The following is a 16,844-nucleotide window of genomic DNA, read 5'->3' on the forward strand; positions in this document are numbered from 1 at the left end:
ACGCGATAGCGCCATCGCGCCATGTCTTTCTTCGTGTTTTAGGAGCATCTTGTGCAACCGTAGAGCAATCATGCGCGCCGAGAGTGCCATGCCCAGCGACACTGAGGAAGCTTCGCCGATCTCGTTCTATGAGGTTATGACCGCCGAGGCGTCGGTTGTTACACGGCGCCGGGAACTGGTTGCGGCCAGACACGCACCGGACATCAAGGCCGTGAACGGGCCTGCCGCCAAGCCGTCAGCCACCCAAGTCAATGTGGCAGGGGCGGACAAAGAAGACGAACGCGGCAACCTCTATCCCGTGGTCAAGACGGATCGCGACCTGACTGGTCTGGCGTGCTCGGGCGGTGGCATTCGTTCGGCGGCATTTTGCATGGGGGTGCTGCAGGCGCTGGAGACCATCACAGAAAAGGACCGGCCGAATGTGTTCGAGAATATCGACTATATGTCGACGGTTTCCGGAGGCGGCTACATCGGCACGTCGCTGGTCGCCGGGTTGATGCAGACCAATGGCGAGTTTCCGTTCACAAGCACGCTCGGCGGTCCTGAAACCCTCGAGACACAGCACATCCGGGACTACTCCAACTATCTGGCGCCGAAGGGAATGATCGATGTCGTCGTCGGCCTCGTTGTGGTGATGCGTGGGCTGCTGATCAATGCGATGATCTTCCTAGCCGCGCTGTTGACGCTCGCCTGGTTGACCATCCTGATCAATCCGACCGAAACGTCGCTGCGGCTACCCATTCTTCACAAGCTGACCCAGAATTCAGGGAACGTGTTCTATTGGTCGATCCTGATGGCAGTGGTCCTGGGACTCGTCCAGATCGGCTATTCGATATTTGCCTTTCGGCCTTCCAGCCGGACCGACCGCATGACGACACTTGTCGAGCGAGAAATGGCCAGCAGGATCTTGGCGCTCTTCTTCATCGTCTGCCTGCTGATCGCCTTCTTCGAGTTTCAAGCCTATGTCCTGGCGGGCTTCTTCGATGCGGCCAAGGCGCCAGACGATTGTTCCGAGATCAACTGGGTCGGCTGCATCCTGATCCACGCCCCTACGTCTCTCAAAGGGCTCTGGACCGTGCTTGCCGGCATGTCGGCGGCCCTTGCTGCCTTCGGCAACAAGCTGATTGCCGTAGCGGCGGCCTCGAAGAGCGACGATTCGTGGACCGGGACGGCCAGGCATCTTGCCTCAAAGATACTGCTCTACTGTCTGGCAATGGTCGTGCCGATATTGCTGTGGTGCATCTATCTGGGGCTTTCCTATGCGGGGATCGGCGCTGGAGACACGGTCATTGGAAACACCAGGATGACCTATGCGGTTCTGGCCGGTGTGCTCATCGTCCTGTCGTTGCTGGTGACACCCAACGCGAATTCCCTCCACGGATACTATCGGGACCGCTTGAGCAGGGCGTTTCTCTGGCGCCTGGACAAGCTGAAAGAGAGTGCCAGGAACGAGCTTGCCGAAAAGAGCCACATCCTTGCTGATTTGAGAAAGCGGCTGAAAGACAGGCAGGCTCGGAAACGGTCAACCGATGTCGATCAGTTCAAGTTGACTTCGCTCAAGCCCGGATCTCCGGGAAAGTGGGCCGATTCCGTCTGGTTCTCGCCGTACCTGCTCATCAACACTGCGGTCAATCTGGAGGGATCGCCCTATCTCGGTCGCCGTGGTCGCAGCGCCGATTCCTTCGTCTTCAGTCCCATCTACACCGGCAGCCAGGCCACTGGCTATGCCGCGACGATGTCGCTCGAGCGCGCTGACCGCAATCTCAATCTCGGCACGGCAATGGCCATCTCCGGCGCGGCGGCGTCGGCCAATATGGGCGCAAATACGATCCGGATCCTGACGTTCAGCCTTGCCGCACTGAATGTCCGCCTGGGGTACTGGCTTCCAAATCCGCGATTTCTCCGCGGTCGTACCGGCCTGCGGCGATTGCTGGCTAATATCGCACCCTGGTACTTTGCCAAGGAGGCGATTGGCAGGGTCGATGAACTGACGAGCAACGTCTACCTGACGGATGGCGGCCATTTCGACAATCTAGGCCTGTATGAACTGCTGAAACGGCGCTGCAAGGTCATCGTCGTTGCCGACGCGGAAGCGGACCCGACGCTCGACTTCAACTCGCTTATCCGGGTCGAACGCTACGCGCGAATTGATCTCGGCATCCTCATAGATCTGCCATGGTCCGAACTGCGTGGTTCCAATGCCCTGGCGACCGAGGACAGTCTTGTCAACGCCTCGACCGACGAGGCGCGGTTCCAGGGGCCGCACGTGGCGATCGGTCGTATCGACTATGGCGGAAACGAGCACGGTGTCCTGATCTACATCAAGTCCTGCATGAGCGGCGACGAGAGCGACATGATCCGCGATTATCGAAGACGGTATCCGCAGTTCCCGCACCAAACCACCCTGGATCAGTTCTTCAACGAAGAACAGTTCGAGGTCTATCGCGCACTTGGCTTCCACGCGACCCGCAATTTCTTCACCGGCAAGGATCATTTCGCCAGCTTGAAGAGCTGCCCGGTTCCGGACTGGCCGGGCGCTGTGGGGAAGGCACTGACCGAACTCAACGTGCCTGGCGACGCCGTGGAGAAGATCGTGCAGCGCCAGCAGGATGCGATGATATAGCGCCGCCATGGGCGACCGGCCCGGCGATGCGTTCGATGTCGCCGCATGACGATCCCCCGCGCGTTCCATCACGCAGCCGAGAACCTCGTGAGCCCTGTCGATCGAGAGCCCTGCCGCATCGCCGGTCGGCTGATCCCCTGAAAGCACGGAGTTGCGCGGAGGCGACAGGTCCTGGTCCGGTTCGCCGCCGGAAAGGGCTCCGGAAGGAGGTGCTGGAAAGTTCCCAAAAGCACACAGTTTTGGACATTAGTCTTGACAGAAATACAGATGTTCAATACCCGTCAGGCGAATGAACAAGCCTGCAATGTGGGAGGAATGAGCGGTATGGCTTCCAATATTTCGTTGACGGGCCTTGCCCGCGATCTCGATGAGCGCGGCAAGTCGGGCAAGCCCATCCGCATCGGCCTGATCGGCTCCGGCGAGATGGGAACCGATATCGTCACCCGCGTCGCCCATATGTCCGGTATCGAGATCGGCGCGATCTCGGAACTGAACCTGCCGGCCGCCAGCAAGGCGGTGGACATCGCCTTCCAGGAAACCGGCCATGCGCGTGAAGTGTCGAACGCTTCGGCGATGACAGCTGCCATGGAGGCCGGCAAGGTGGCGGTCACCAATGACGCCAGCCTGGTCATCAACAATGATCTGATCGACGTGGTCATCGACGCGACCGGCGTCCCCGCCGTCGGCGCCGAAATCGGCCTGCGCGCCATGGAACACGGCAAGCATCTGGTGATGATGAATGTCGAGGCCGACGTCACCATCGGCGCCTATTTGAAGAGTGAGGCCGACCGGCTCGGCGTCACCTATTCGCTGGGCGCCGGCGACGAGCCGTCCTCCTGCATGGAGCTGATCGAATTCGTCTCGGCCATGGGCCATCCGATCGTTGCCGCTGGCAAGGGCAAAAACAATCCGCTCAACATCGACGCCACGCCGCCCGCCTATGAGGAAGAGGCCAAGCGCCGGCATATGAATGTGCGCATGCTGGTCGAATTCGTCGATGGTTCGAAGACCATGGTCGAGATGGCGGCGATCGCCAACGCCACCGGGCTGGTGCCCGACAAGGCCGGCATGCATGGCCCGGCGGCGACCCTCGGCGAGCTCTCGAAAGTGCTGGTGCCCGAAAAGGACGGCGGCGTGCTGTCCAGGGTCGGCGTCGTCGACTACTCGATCGGCAAGGGCGTTGCGCCCGGCGTCTTCGTCGTCGCCGACATGTCGCATCCGCGCATTTCGGAGCGCATGGAAGATTTGAAGATGGGCAAGGGTCCGTATTTCACCTTCCACCGCCCCTATCACCTGACCTCGCTCGAAGTGCCGCTGACCTGTGCCCGCGTCGTGCTCTACGGCAAGGCCGACATGGTGCCTCTGGCAAAGCCGGTGGCCGAAGTCGCCGCCGTGGCCAAGAAGGACATGCAGCCCGGCGAGAAGCTCGATGCGATCGGCGAATATTGCTACCGCGCCTGGATCATGACGGCGCCCGAAGCCCATGCCGCCAAGGCCATTCCTTGCGGCCTGCTTCAGGGCGGCTCGGTCACCGCGCCGATCAAGAAGGGCGAGCTCATCACCTATGCCAATGCCGCCCCGGCTCCGGGCTCCAAGATCGCCGAACTGCGCGCCCGCCAGGACAAGCTCGTCTACGGAACCGCGGGAGCCTGATCATGGCCGGAGCCAGCAAAGCCGTCGCGGACAGTCGCGCCAACCTGCCTTTCGTCTATCGTCAGTACAGCGCCGAGCAGCTCAAGCAGGTGCTCTACAAGATGTACCTCATCCGCCGCTTCGAAGAGGGCGCCGAGGAAAGCTACATGCGCGGCCTGATCCACGGCACCATGCACCTGTCGATCGGCCAGGAAGCCAGCGCCATGGGCATCTGCATGCCGCTTGGCGAGGATGACCAGATCACCTCGACGCATCGCGGCCATGGCCACTGCATCGCCAAGGGCGCCGAAGTCAAGCGCATGTTCGCCGAGTTCTTCGGCAAGACCACGGGCTACTGCAAGGGCCGCGGCGGCTCGATGCACATCGCCGATGTCGCCAAGGGCAATCTCGGCGCCAACGGAATTGTCGGCGGCGGCATTCCGATCGCCGTCGGGGCGGCACTCTCCTCCAAGATGATGAAGACCGGCAAGGTCGTCGTCTCCTTCTTCGGCGACGGCGCCAACAATGAAGGCGCCTTCCACGAGGCGCTCAACATGGCGGCGGTCTGGAAGCTGCCGGTCATTTTCGTCTGCGAAAACAATGGCTACGGCATGTCGACGTCGACCGCCCGTTCCACCGCTGTCAAGAACATCGCCGACCGCGCCGCCGCCTATTCGATGCCCGGCGTCATCGTCAACGGCAACATCTTCTCGGAAGTCGCCGAGGCCTCCTACAAGGCCGTCGAGCGCGCCCGCGCCGGCGAGGGGCCGACGTTGATCGAATCCAAGACCTACCGCCATCGCGGCCATTCCAAGAGCGACCGTAATCGCTATCGCACCAAGGAAGAGATCGAGGACTGGATGTCGAACCGCGACCCGATCACGCTGTTCGAGAACGAGCTGCGCGAATTCGGCTTTATCGACGACGAGGGCATCGAGGCCATTCGCAGTGGGGTGGCGCAGGAGATCGCCGACGGCATCGAGTTCGCCAAGGTGAGCCCGTCGCCTGACGTCAGCGAGACCGGAAATTACGTGTATACGGAGCAGGCGTGATGGACGCGATGGTGCGTGAACTGAGCTACGCCCAGGCGATCCAGGAAGCCATGGCGATCGCCATGGACATGGACGAACGCGTCTTCCTGATGGGGGAGGATATTGGCGTTTATGGCGGCGCCTTCCAGGTGACCGGCGATCTGGTCGAGCGCTATGGTACCGAGCGGGTGATCGACACGCCGATCTCGGAACTGGGCGGCGCGGGCGTGGCGGTGGGTGCGGCGCTCACCGGCATGCGGCCGATCTTCGAATTCCAGTTTTCCGACTTCGCCACGCTCGCCATGGAGCAGATCGTCAACCAGGCGGCCAAGATGCGCTTCATGCTGGGCGGCGAGGTTTCGGTTCCCGTGGTGATGCGCTTTCCCGCCGGCTCGGGCACGGGTGCGGCGGCCCAGCACAGCCAGAGCCTGGAAGCCTGGCTCGGCCACGTGCCAGGGCTCAAGGTCATCCAGCCGGCGACGCCCTATGATGCCAAGGGCATGCTTTTGGCGGCGGTCGCCGATCCCGATCCGGTGATGATCTTCGAGCACAAGCTGCTCTACAAGATGAAGGGCCCGGTGCCCGAAGGCTATTACACGGTGCCGATCGGCAAGGCCGACATCCGCCGCGAAGGCCGCGACCTCACCATCGTCGCCACCTCGATCATGGTGCAGAAGGCGCTCGACGCCGCCGCCACGCTGGAAGCCGAAGGCATCGACGTCGAAGTCGTCGATCTCCGCACCATCCGGCCGATGGACAAGCAGACCGTCATCGACAGCGTCAAGAAGACGTCGCGGCTGATGTGCGTCTACGAAGCGGTCAAGACGCTGGGCATCGGCGCCGAGGTCAGCGCGATGATCGCCGAGAGCGAGGCGTTCGACTATCTCGATGCGCCGATCGTGCGGCTGGGCGGCGCCGAGACGCCGATCCCCTACAATCCGGAGCTCGAAAAAGCCACGGTGCCGCAGGTTCCCGACATCATCACCGCCGCGCGCGACCTCGTCAAAGGGGTTCGCTGAGACATGCCGACCGAAGTCATTCTTCCCAAGGTCGACATGGACATGGCGACCGGACAGATCTCGCGCTGGTTCGCCGAGGAAGGCGCCCGGGTCAAGAAGGGCGACGTGCTGTTCGAGATCGAGACCGACAAGGCAGCCATGGAAATCGACGCGCCAGCCAGCGGCGTGCTGCGCGACGTCACCGGCAAGGAAGGCGTCGACATTCCCGTTGGCGCGCCGGTTGCGTGGATTTATGCCGATGGCGAGGCCTATGCGGCCAAGCAAGACGCGGCGCCAATCTCCCCCCTTGTGGGGGAGATGTCGGCGAAGCCGGCAGAGGGCGGCGCTGTCCCGCCAACGTCGCATTCTGTCACGCCCCCATCTGCCCTGCCGGGCATCTCCCCCACAAGGGGCGAGATCGGCCAATCGCCGTCGGGCATACGTGCGACACCGCTTGCCCGACGTCTGGCCCGTGAGGCAGGTCTTGCCCTTGCCAGCATCATCGGCACCGGCCCTCACGGCCGAGTGGTCAAGGCGGACATTGACGCGGCGGTTGCCAAGGGCGGAGCCAAGGAAGCACCAGCGGTGGCTCCTGAAGCTCCCGCCGCCGCTGCTGCTTCCGCGCCGGCGGTGAAGGCGATGTCGGACGACCAGGTGCTGAAGCTGTTCGAACCCGGCTCCTACGAGTTGGTCCCGCACGACAATATGCGCAAGACGATTGCGCGGCGGCTGGTCGAGGCCAAGTCCACCATCCCGCATTTCTATCTGACGCTCGACTGCGAACTCGACGCATTGCTGGCGCTGCGCACGCAGATCAATGCCGCCGCCCCGATGAAGAAAACCGACAAGGGCGAGGCTCCCGCCTACAAGCTGTCGGTCAACGACATGGTCATCAAGGCGATGGCGATGGCCTTGATGGCTGTGCCGGATGCCAATGCCTCGTGGACCGAAAGTGCCATGGTCAAGCACAAGCATGCCGATGTCGGCGTTGCCGTGTCGATCCCCGGCGGCCTGATCACGCCGATCATTCGACATGCGGACGAAAAGACGCTGTCGACCATCTCCAACGAGATGAAGGACCTGGCCAGCCGCGCGCGCAGCCGCAAGCTGAAGCCGGAGGAGTATCAGGGCGGCACGACGGCGGTCTCCAACCTTGGCATGTTCGGCATCAAGGACTTCGCCGCCGTCATCAACCCGCCGCATGCGACGATCCTGGCGGTCGGCGCGGGTGAGGAGCGGGCTGTGGTCAAGAATGGCGAGATCAAAATCGCCACCGTGATGTCGGTGACCTTGTCGACCGACCATCGCGCCGTGGACGGAGCGCTCGGCGCCGAACTTCTGGTCGCCTTCAAGCGGCTGATCGAGAACCCGATGGGCATGCTGGTCTAGCTTCTTGTTGTAAGCCGGTGCCAAACGTTACGCCGGCTTACGACAGAAACGACTTGTCAGGCGCCGACCCTTGACCCATCTTCCCCAGTGGATCGCGACCAAGGGAGGCCAAAATGCCTGCATTCGACCCGTCTGACGTCAAAACCTTGTTCGGCAAGGTCATGGGTGCCTCGCCGTCCGACATCAAGCTGGTGGCGCAGCGCCTGCACGACCATGCCTTCGAGCCGCGCATGTCGGCGGAGGAGACCAGGCAGCTTGTCGCTGACCTGGGCTATGACAGCCTCGATGCGTTCTGTGCCGATATCGGCCTGCCCGCTCATATCGCCGAGCGCTGGAGCCGTTTTGGCGTTTCCGGTGAGATGAAACAGGTGTTCACCCTTTTGGCGGCCCAGCGCAAGCGGGTGGCCGAGGCGATCGCCGAATTCGAATCCATGACCCATGTCGGCGTCGAGGATTATTTGCGCGAACGCGGCCTCATCTAAGGTGTATCTATATTCGGGTGAGGTCGGCCTGCAAATGGCAGGACCTCAACCGCCCTTGGCCAGCAGTGCAGTCGCCGTGTCGCTGTCGGTGATCAGCACATTGGTGCTGACCGCCTTGAGTGCGGCCAGGATCGCCGCCACCTTGCGTTTTCCGCCGGCGGCCAGCACGACATTCGGCACCTGGCTCACCACATCGAGACCGATGGCCATGACGCGCCCGTTGACCTCATGGTCGACCAGCCGGCCGGCGGCATCGACGAAGTAGCACAGCATGTTGGCGACCGCGCCTTTCGCCTTCAATGGCGCGATCAGCGATGACGGCACGATCCCGTGGCGAAAGATGGTGGCGTCCGCGGACATGTCGCCGACGGTGAGCAGTGCGATGTCGGCGGCCGCCGCCCGCTGGCGTACGTCCTGCAGGGTCGGCTGCGCCCACAGGAGGTCGCGAAGCGCCGGATCGTCAACCATCACCGGCGCGGTGATCTGGTAGGAGTCGACCTCGAAGACATCGGCGACCTTGGCGGCGACGATCGAGGGGTTGATCCACTGCGAATGCGGCAGGCTGCCGACGAGCGCCACCACCGAGGCGCGCCTCAGCTGCTGGCGGGCGAGGAAGCCCAGGCTTGCATGCAGTGTCGCGCCGCCGCCGATCGCCAGCGTCATGCCGTCGTGCATCTGCTCGCCGAGATAGGCCGCCACGGCATGGCCGATCGCCTTTTCCAGATGCTCATGCGCCGAGGGTGTCGGGATGACCACCGCGGCGTCGAGGCCCCAGCGCTTTTCCAGTTCCCGCTCGAGCGCAACCTGTCCGGCGGTCGGTGCGTTGATCATGGTGACCACGATGCCTTCGGCGGTGCAGGCAGCCAGCGTGCGCATGACCTTCACGCGGGAGACATCGAGCTTCTCGGCGATCTGTTCCTGCGTGAAGCCCTCGACATAGTAGAGCCAGGCCGTCTTGACGTTGAGATCGGACGACACCATCGGCAGGCGGGCCAGTGTGGGTTTTTCCGTGGGCATCTGTTCTCGTCCCTCATCAGCCATGGCCGACCGCGTCGTCCTCATCGGAGAAACGCCGGCCGGATGTCAACCGGATGCCGGTTTCAGCCAAGCCGATTGTTGCACATCTCTGATCATTTGTAATTGACAATGTACAAATGAACATATTTTGTGGGTTTCACGCGCAGTGTCATCCACCAGTCATATGCGCCGTGCAGGGAGGAAGAGACGGGGAGCCGGCCAGGGGCCGGACCGGTCATGCACAGACAAGACAGGAGGTCTCATGAAGACGCTACTCATCAAGCTGCTGGCCAGCCAGTTGGCGCTCGCGGCAATTTTGTTTGCCGGCGTGGCAAACGCCGAAACACTGACGCTCTACACATCGCAGCCGGAAGCCGACGCGGCCAAGACCGTGGACGCCTTCAAGAAGGCGCAGCCCGGCATCGACGTGACCATCTATCGTTCTGGGACCAGCGACATCCTCACCAAGATGGCGGCCGAGTTCGCCGCCGGCAGCCCGCAACCCGACGTGCTTTTGATCGCCGACGCGGTCTCGATGGAGCTATTGAAGAAGGACGACCGGCTGCTGCCTTATCCCGAAGCCAAGCTCGATGGCATCGAGGCTGATGCCTATGACGCCGGCAGGACCTATTTCGGCAGCAAGCTGATCACCACGGGCATCGTCTACAACACCGCGGCTGCTGAAAAGCCGCAGCATTGGGCCGATCTTGCCAAGCCCGCCTATGCCGATGGCCTGGTCATGCCGAGCCCGCTCTATTCGGGCGCGGCCGCCTATCTGCTTTCCGGCTTTGCCGGCGATACCAACTTAGGCTGGGATTTCTTCCAGAAGCTGAAGACCAACAACACCGTCAGCGTGCGCGGCAACGGTGCTGTACTGAAGTCGGTGGCATCAGGCGAGAAGCCCTATGGCATCCTCGTCGACTTCATGGCGATGAACGCCAAGAAGAAGGGCTCGCCGGTCGAGTTCGTGTTCCCGAGCGAAGGCGTGCCGGCGGTGACCGAGCCGGTCGCCATCATGAAGACCGCCAAGAATGTCGACGGCGCCAAGAAGTTCGTCGACTTCATTCTGTCGGATGAAGGCCAGAAGCTGGCGCTGTCCATGGGCTACCTGCCGGCGCGTGCCTCGGTCGGCCGTCCCGAATGGCTGCCGGAAGGCGTCAAGGTCAAGGTGATGCCGTTCGACACCAAGGCGATCGTCGCCAAGACCGACGCCGACAAGGCGAAGTTCCAGGAACTGTTCGGCGGCTGAGCCGGCGATCGTGGCGGGATGTCGTTTCGACGGCATCCCGGACCTCAGGAAACACAACCATGCCAACACGCATCAGGGAAAGCCGGGGCCAGGAAATGGTCCTGACGGCGGCGGTGGCCGTCGTCATCGTGCTGCTTTCGCTGCTGCCCATGCTGCGCCTCATCAAGGAGATCGTGGCACCTGGCGGCACGCTGTCGACCGTGGCCATTGCGGCCGGGCTGAGAAGCCCGGCGACCTGGATCGCGACATGGCATACGCTGGTCGTCGGCATCGGCGGCACCTTGCTTGCGGTGCTGTCGGGAACGCTGGTGGCGGTGCTGGTCTCGCTGACCGACATACGCGGCCGCAGCGCCATGGTGCTCTGCTACGTCATGCCGCTGATGATCGCGCCGCAGGTCACGGCGCTGGCCTGGCTGCAACTGTTCGGACCGGCAAGCCCATTCCTCAAGCTGTTCGGAGCGGCACCGCCGCTCGGCACGAAAAACCCGCTTTACTCGACGTCAGGCATCATTCTGCTGCTTGGCGTCCAATATGGCCCGCTGGTGTTCCTGCTGGTGCGTGCCGGCCTGCGCAAGCTGCCGCGCGAACTGGTCGAGGCCGCGCGCGCCGGCGGCGCGGGCTGGTTCACCGTGCTGGTCACCATCGTTCTGCCCTTGATGACGCCGTCGATCATGGCGGCCGCGGCACTCGCCTTCGTGTCCTGCGTCGGCAATTTCGGCATTCCGGCTTTCCTCGGCATTCCCGCCAACTACCTGGTGCTGCCGACCCTTATCTATCAGAAGCTGGCCGGCGGTGGTCCGGCCGTGCTCGGCGAGACCGCGTTCCTATCGGCTCTGATCGGCGTTATCGCCATGGCCGGCATTGTCGCCCAGGAGGTGATGAGCCGCCGCCGCGACTACCGTATCTCTTCGACATCGTTGCCGGCCGAACCCTACGAACTCGGTCGCTGGCGGGCTATTGTCCAGGCCTGCATGTGGCTGCTGATCGTGCTGGTGCTGTTCCTGCCGCTGTTCGGGCTGGTGCTGACCTCATTGGTACCGGGCTATGGCATCGCGCTCACCGCCAAGACGGTGACGCTCGACAATTATCGTTTCGTGCTGTTCGAGCATGACGCCGCCAACCGCGCCTTCTTCAACAGTTTCTGGCTGTCGGTCGCGGCCGCATTCTTCGCGGTCGTGGTCGCCGTGCCGGTCGGCTATCTCATCGCCTGGGGCAGGCAGCGCTGGGTACGGCTGCTCAATCTGGCGGTCGAACTGCCCTATGCCTTGCCCGGCGTGGTGCTGGCGATCGCCTCGCTGCTGCTCTTCCTCAGGCCGATCCCACTGACCGGCATCCAACTCTACAACACGGTCTGGATCATCCTCTACGCCTACCTCGCCCGCTTCCTGGTGTTGGCGCTGCGGCCGACCATCAGCGGCTATCACCAGATCGACCGGGCGCTGGAGGAGGCCGCGCAGGTGGCGGGCGCCGGCCTGTTCACGCGCATGCGCACCATCATCTTTCCACTGGTCGCGCCGGCAGCGATCGCCGGTGGTCTGCTGATCTTCATGACGGCGCTCAGCGAACTCACCGTCTCGGCGCTGCTGTGGTCGTCAGGCTCGGAGACGATCGGCGTGGTGATGTTTTCCTTCGAACAGGGCGGCGATTCCAACTACGCGGCGGCGATGTCGGTCATCACGGTCGCGGTCACCTTCGTGCTGATGCTGGTGACCAATCTGCTTGCCCCCTACCTTCCCAGCGGAGTGCTGCCATGGCGCGACTGAGCCTGGACCGTGTGACCAAGAGCTTCGCCAACTTCGAAGCCGTGAAGGACGTCTCGATCGACGTTGCCGATGGCGAGTTCCTGGCCGTGCTTGGACCGTCCGGCTGCGGCAAGACTACGTTGCTCAGGCTCGTCGCCGGATTCGAGAAAGTGACTTCGGGAGAGATCCGCATCGGCAGCGATGTCGTATCGAGCAGCGTCGGCAGCGTCGCGCCGGAAAAGCGGCGCGTCGGCATCGTCTTCCAGAACTATGCGCTGTGGCCGCACATGACGGTGGCCGAGAATATCGGCTATTCGCTGAAGGTGGCGAAGCTCGACAAGACCGTCGCGCGCCAGAAGGTCGAGGACGCGCTGGCTCTGGTCAATTTGCAGGGACTGGGCCAGCGCAGGCCGGCCAATCTTTCCGGCGGTCAGCGCCAGCGCGTGGCGCTGGCGCGCTGTCTTGTCGCCGCACCGTCGCTGGTGCTGTTCGACGAGCCGCTCGCCAATCTCGACGTGCATCTGAGAGCCTCGATGGAGGACGAGTTCGCCGCCTTTCACAAGCGCACAGGCACGACCATCGTCTATATCACCCACGATCAGGCCGAGGCGATGGCGCTGGCCGACCGCATCGCGGTGATGGACCATGGCCGCGTGGCGCAACTGGCGACACCGCGTGAACTCTATCATGAGCCGGCAAATGAGATGGTCGCCTCCTTTATCTCGCAAGGCATCCTGCTGCCGGCGGATGTCCTGACGGGCGAAGACGGCGGCCATTGCAAGGTCAGGGTTCTGGGAACCGAGCTGGTGGTCCGCTGCCGGCCCGGCGAGCGGCCGCGTGCGGGTGCCAAGATCTGCTGCCGGTCGGCCGACCTTGACGTCTCACCGCATGGGCCAGGTTTCGATGGCCTCGTCACACGGGTGATCTACCAGGGTGGCGCCGCACGAATCGAATTCACCCCTGCTGCGGGGCCTGACCTCACCTTGCATTTCGAGCAGCCAGACCCGGTTACGCTGGAGAGTGGAGCCCAGGCACGCCTGCGCATAAGATCCGGCTGGCTGATCCCGGTGGGGACGGCCTCGTGATGATGCTCGATCTGCTTGGCGGCTTTGGGGAAAAGGGCCGCACCAGCCTCGCCGTCAGCAGCGGCGGCGACCGCATCCTGCTCGATATCGGCGTCAAGGTCGGCGCCTCCGGCGCGGAATATTATCCGGCTCTCGACGGTCGGGTCGACGACATCGATGCACTCTTCGTCTCGCACGCCCATGAGGATCATATCGGTGCGCTGAGTTGGCTGTTGTCGCGCGGCTATGCCGGCCCGATCTTCATGACGGCCGAGACGCGCGATGAGGCTGCGGCCACGCTTGCCGCCTATGCCGATCCGGGGGATTTCAAGCGCTTTCCGTTTCCAGCCAATCGCATCGAGCTCTTCGAACCCGGCGATACGCTGAAGAGTGGAAATCTCACGATCGGGACCGGGCGATCCGGGCATGTGGTGGGCGGCGTCTGGTTCGCCGTCGATGATGGCAAAAGCCGCGCCGCCTATTCCGCCGATGTCGTGCCGGACAGCAATGTGTTTGTCATGGACACGATCCCGCATTGCGATCTTCTGGTCTTCGATGCCTCCTACGGCGCCGATCCCGTGCCGGGGGCTGCGCGGGCGCAAGAAATTTCTGAATGGGTAGCGCGTCATCCGCGGGGATGTCTGCTGCCGACGCCGCTGTCGGGGCGGTCGCTGGAATTGATCGCGGCGCTGCCGGGCCCATTCGCCATCCATGCCGGCATGCGTTCGTCGCTGGCGGGGCAGGTCGGCGCCACAGCGGCCTTGTTGCCGGGCGTTTCCGAGCACCTGCGTGCCCGCTTGGCGAGTGCTGCGGACTGGACCGATGCCGATCCCCTGCCGTCGCTGCCGTTGCTGGCCGATGACGGCATGGGCGAGGCCGGCCCGTCGTCGCGGCTGTTGCCGCGTGCCGACGATGCCGGATTTCCCGTGTTGCTCACCGGACATTTGCCGGAAGGTTCTCCTGGCGATCTGCTGCACAGAGCCGGTCGGGCGGATTGGGTGCGCATGCCCACCCATCCAACGCTGTCGGGCAATGTCGAAATATGGGAGAAGGCAGGACGGCCTGAAGCGCTCGGCCATTCCTGCGTTGCCGATCTTCTCGATGACCTCAAAAGCCACATCCCGTCGCTGCGCACGCAATGCCGTACCGGCCAGCGCATCACGGTGCCGCAAGGAAGCAAAGAATGAGAATCCTGATCTGCAACGATGACGGCATCGAAGCACCGGGACTTGCCCGTCTCGTCAACGCCGCCGGCGGGCTGAGCGACGATGTCTGGGTCGTCGCGCCCGATGGCAAGCGCACCGCCGCCGGCTCGTCGCTGACGATCGCGAGGCCGCTGACGATGCGGCGCGTCAAGCCGAACTGGTACTCCTGCTCCGGCACGCCGGCCGATTGCGTGGTCTGCGCGATGACGTGGCTGTTTGCCGACGCGAGGAAACCGGACCTGTTATTGGCGGGTGTCAATGACGGCCGCAACGTCGCCGAGGATCTCGCCTATTCCGGGACGCTCGGCATTGCCCGGGAGGCGACCTTCTGGGGCGTCCCGGCGATCGGCTTTTCGCGCGTGAAGAATCCTGAGTTCACCGATAGGGACGATCCATGGCTTGGCGCGCTGATCGCCTCGCTGTGGCAGTCGCGCGCCGGCTGGGCGACAGAAGGCCATTGGTTGAGCGTCAACCTGCCGACCGCGCTGCCGGCCGAGATCCGGCAGCCACGCATCGGCCGTGACAAGATCGGCCGCACGGCCGAGATCGTGGAAAGCGATGGCGATCGCACCGTCATCACCGTGCCGCGCGGGCGCGCTCATGCGAGCGAGCCGGGCGACGAGAACGAGGCGATCGATACCGGATACGTCAGCATCAACAGGCTGAACTGGTTTGGCGAAACGCGGCTGGACGAACGGTTTGTAGGCGGGATTCTGGACTGATCTTCCTGTGTGCGACCATCCCGATCACCAAGCTGTCAGCGGCTAAACCGCGCCAATTCGATGCCTGTGCTTGAAGCCGCCGCTATTTCATTCCACATCGGGCGCAATGAACGGCAAGATGCGAGAGTGGTTTCGCAATTGGCGATGGGCTTTGGCCGCATCGCTGATCCTGCATGCTTTGATCGGAGCGTTCTTGTTCTTCGGCGTGCCGAGATCCGAGCAGCAGACGGAACAGCAGGAACAACCCGTCAATGTCGCGATTGTGCCGCCGCCCGAGAAGCCCAAGCCGAAACCTGCTTCAAAGCCAGCGGAGCCGACACCCGAAAAGAAGGCTGAAAAGCCGCCTGAACAAAAGCCGCCTCCGGAGCCCCCGAAACTGCCAGACGACCATGTTCTGAAGCGCGTCTTCCAGTACGGCCAGAAAGATACCGGGCCGGAGAAATCGCTCGACGGAAGCAGCGCTAAACCCAACACGCCGTCACCGGCCAAGGATGAGGCGGCGAAGCCGCCTATAACACCCGCGCCGACCCAGCCCGCCCCGGCTGCAACGCCACAGCAGAAGGCAGAGCCCAGCAAGCCTGACGAGAAGCCGGCCACCATCGCGCCGGACGAAAAGCCCGCGCAAGGCGAGGAAAAGCAGGAGGCCGCCGCGCCGGACGCCAAACCTGCGCAAAGCGAGGAGAAGCAGGCGACCGAGGACGCTGACAAACAGCAGCCGGACAAACAGGAGCTCGCACCGCAACCCGCCGAAAAGCAAGCGGTTGTGACGCCAAAGCCATTGGCGGCTGAGACTGGTGCTAAGCCAGCGCCTCCAGCCTCAGCTGGAAAGGCAAAGCCTGCCAAGACGTTGACGTTCAAACCCGCCAGAGCCTTCAAAGCGCCGATCGGGAACGCTGGGAGGTCAAATCCCACCAACAACGATGTTGCAGGATCGCCAATCTATTCCGGCCTTCCGGGCGTCAGAAAGCTTTACTCGCAGGGAGCAACCGGCAATGCCTTCGCCACAAGTTCCATGGAGAATGTGCCGCGCGGTCAGCGTGTGGCCACCCTTTGCGGCAATGTTCTGAGCCAGGAACTGCAAAGTGCCGACTATTCGGTCAAATGGGTGCCAACCATTACGCTGGACAAAGGCAATGTTCTGAACCCTGGTCAAGCGGCCTTCAGCACCAGAAACACTTGGTACAATCTAAACTTCCGATGTGAAGTCGACCCCGATGCGACGAGGGTCCTATCCTTCAACTTCCGTGTGGGGTCATTAGTCCCGCCTGGTGAATGGGCCAGCCGTGGATTCACCAAGTATCCGCTGAATTAGGCCGGCACGCCAAGCAGGGACAATTGCCGGCTAATTTCTTGCCAGTCGGCGCAGACGAAATCGGCACCGGCAGCCGTCAGCCACAGCGGTGTGCTCGGCATGGGTGTGGCCGCCGCCGGTGTCGCCGATCGCCGTCATGCCGGCGGCAACCGCGCCCTGGATGCCGACGCACCAATCCTCGATGACGATGCAGCCGGCCGGATTGGCACTCATCCCGGCGGCGAACTGACTGATCTCAGGTCTTGCTGGATCGGATCGTGCGTAGCCGCTTATTGAGCCGCCACAGCGACTTGGCCAGGCTGCCCTAGGTGTGGTGATCCAAATCGACAAGCTGTCAGCGGCTATATGCGCAAATCCAGTGCTTATGCTTGAAGCCGC

At 63.1% G+C, this 16,844-nt stretch carries 14 protein-coding genes; 12 read left to right on the top strand and 2 right to left on the bottom strand.

All coding sequences use genetic code 11. From position 1 onward, the window contains the following. Positions 1 to 88 precede the first annotated feature (88 nt). The 6 genes from JG747_RS07380 to JG747_RS07405 all read left to right on the top strand — a co-directional run bounded on the left by JG747_RS07380 (position 89) and on the right by JG747_RS07405 (position 8,155). Positions 89 to 2,623, top strand: coding sequence for a patatin-like phospholipase family protein (locus JG747_RS07380; protein ID WP_202361475.1), 2,535 nt, complete (start codon positions 89 to 91; stop codon positions 2,621 to 2,623). A gap of 324 nt (positions 2,624 to 2,947) precedes the next feature. Beyond that, positions 2,948 to 4,276, top strand: coding sequence for an NAD(P)H-dependent oxidoreductase (locus JG747_RS07385; protein ID WP_019861534.1), 1,329 nt, complete (start codon positions 2,948 to 2,950; stop codon positions 4,274 to 4,276). Between the two features lie 2 nt (positions 4,277 to 4,278). Beyond that, on the top strand, positions 4,279 to 5,307 hold the full coding sequence (locus JG747_RS07390) for a thiamine pyrophosphate-dependent dehydrogenase E1 component subunit alpha (protein WP_019861533.1): 1,029 nt from the start codon (positions 4,279 to 4,281) through the stop codon (positions 5,305 to 5,307). After that, positions 5,307 to 6,305, top strand: coding sequence for an alpha-ketoacid dehydrogenase subunit beta (locus JG747_RS07395; protein WP_069090279.1), 999 nt, complete (start codon positions 5,307 to 5,309; stop codon positions 6,303 to 6,305). The genes JG747_RS07390 and JG747_RS07395 overlap by 1 nt, the downstream gene beginning before the upstream one ends. Positions 6,306 to 6,308: 3 nt before the next feature. After that, positions 6,309 to 7,673 carry a pyruvate dehydrogenase complex dihydrolipoamide acetyltransferase gene (locus tag JG747_RS07400; RefSeq protein ID WP_202361476.1) on the top strand — a complete coding sequence of 455 codons (1,365 nt, stop codon included), beginning with the start codon at positions 6,309 to 6,311 and terminating at the stop codon, positions 7,671 to 7,673. Between the two features lie 113 nt (positions 7,674 to 7,786). Continuing rightward, on the top strand, positions 7,787 to 8,155 hold the full coding sequence (locus JG747_RS07405; protein ID WP_064981045.1) for a hypothetical protein: 369 nt from the start codon (positions 7,787 to 7,789) through the stop codon (positions 8,153 to 8,155). Positions 8,156 to 8,200: 45 nt separating this feature from the next. On the opposite strand, the gene JG747_RS07410 is transcribed toward JG747_RS07405, so the two are convergent. After that, positions 8,201 to 9,172: a sugar-binding transcriptional regulator gene (locus tag JG747_RS07410; protein WP_202361477.1), complete on the bottom strand. Its 972-nt coding sequence runs from the start codon at positions 9,170 to 9,172 to the stop codon at positions 8,201 to 8,203. Between the two features lie 262 nt (positions 9,173 to 9,434). Here JG747_RS07410 and JG747_RS07415 point away from each other — a divergent pair, with 262 nt between their 5' ends. The 6 genes from JG747_RS07415 (at position 9,435) to JG747_RS07440 (ending at position 16,466) form a co-directional block, all read left to right on the top strand. Further along, positions 9,435 to 10,421: an ABC transporter substrate-binding protein gene (locus tag JG747_RS07415; protein WP_202361478.1), complete on the top strand. Its 987-nt coding sequence runs from the start codon at positions 9,435 to 9,437 to the stop codon at positions 10,419 to 10,421. A 59-nt stretch (positions 10,422 to 10,480) separates the two neighbouring features. Continuing rightward, complete coding sequence (locus JG747_RS07420; protein ID WP_202361479.1) at positions 10,481 to 12,184, top strand: ABC transporter permease; 1,704 nt, start codon at positions 10,481 to 10,483, stop codon at positions 12,182 to 12,184. Further along, complete coding sequence (locus tag JG747_RS07425) at positions 12,172 to 13,248, top strand: ABC transporter ATP-binding protein (protein ID WP_202361480.1); 1,077 nt, start codon at positions 12,172 to 12,174, stop codon at positions 13,246 to 13,248. The genes JG747_RS07420 and JG747_RS07425 overlap by 13 nt, the downstream gene beginning before the upstream one ends. Then, positions 13,248 to 14,414 carry an MBL fold metallo-hydrolase gene (locus JG747_RS07430; RefSeq protein ID WP_202361481.1) on the top strand — a complete coding sequence of 389 codons (1,167 nt, stop codon included), beginning with the start codon at positions 13,248 to 13,250 and terminating at the stop codon, positions 14,412 to 14,414. The genes JG747_RS07425 and JG747_RS07430 overlap by 1 nt, the downstream gene beginning before the upstream one ends. Next, complete coding sequence (locus tag JG747_RS07435) at positions 14,411 to 15,154, top strand: 5'/3'-nucleotidase SurE (RefSeq protein WP_202361482.1); 744 nt, start codon at positions 14,411 to 14,413, stop codon at positions 15,152 to 15,154. The genes JG747_RS07430 and JG747_RS07435 overlap by 4 nt, the downstream gene beginning before the upstream one ends. A 106-nt stretch (positions 15,155 to 15,260) precedes the next feature. Beyond that, complete coding sequence (locus JG747_RS07440) at positions 15,261 to 16,466, top strand: DUF930 domain-containing protein (protein WP_202362239.1); 1,206 nt, start codon at positions 15,261 to 15,263, stop codon at positions 16,464 to 16,466. Between the two features lie 30 nt (positions 16,467 to 16,496). Here the strand turns inward: JG747_RS07440 and JG747_RS07445 are convergent, their stop codons facing one another. Continuing rightward, the gene (locus JG747_RS07445) at positions 16,497 to 16,679 is read right to left on the bottom strand and encodes a hypothetical protein (RefSeq protein WP_244748344.1); all 183 of its coding nucleotides are present in this window, start codon (positions 16,677 to 16,679) and stop codon (positions 16,497 to 16,499) included. Positions 16,680 to 16,844: the final 165 nt, after the last annotated feature.

Origin of the sequence: Mesorhizobium sp. 131-3-5, from assembly GCF_016756575.1 — a bacterium.
GTDB classification, from domain to species: Bacteria; Pseudomonadota; Alphaproteobacteria; order Rhizobiales; family Rhizobiaceae; genus Mesorhizobium; species Mesorhizobium jarvisii.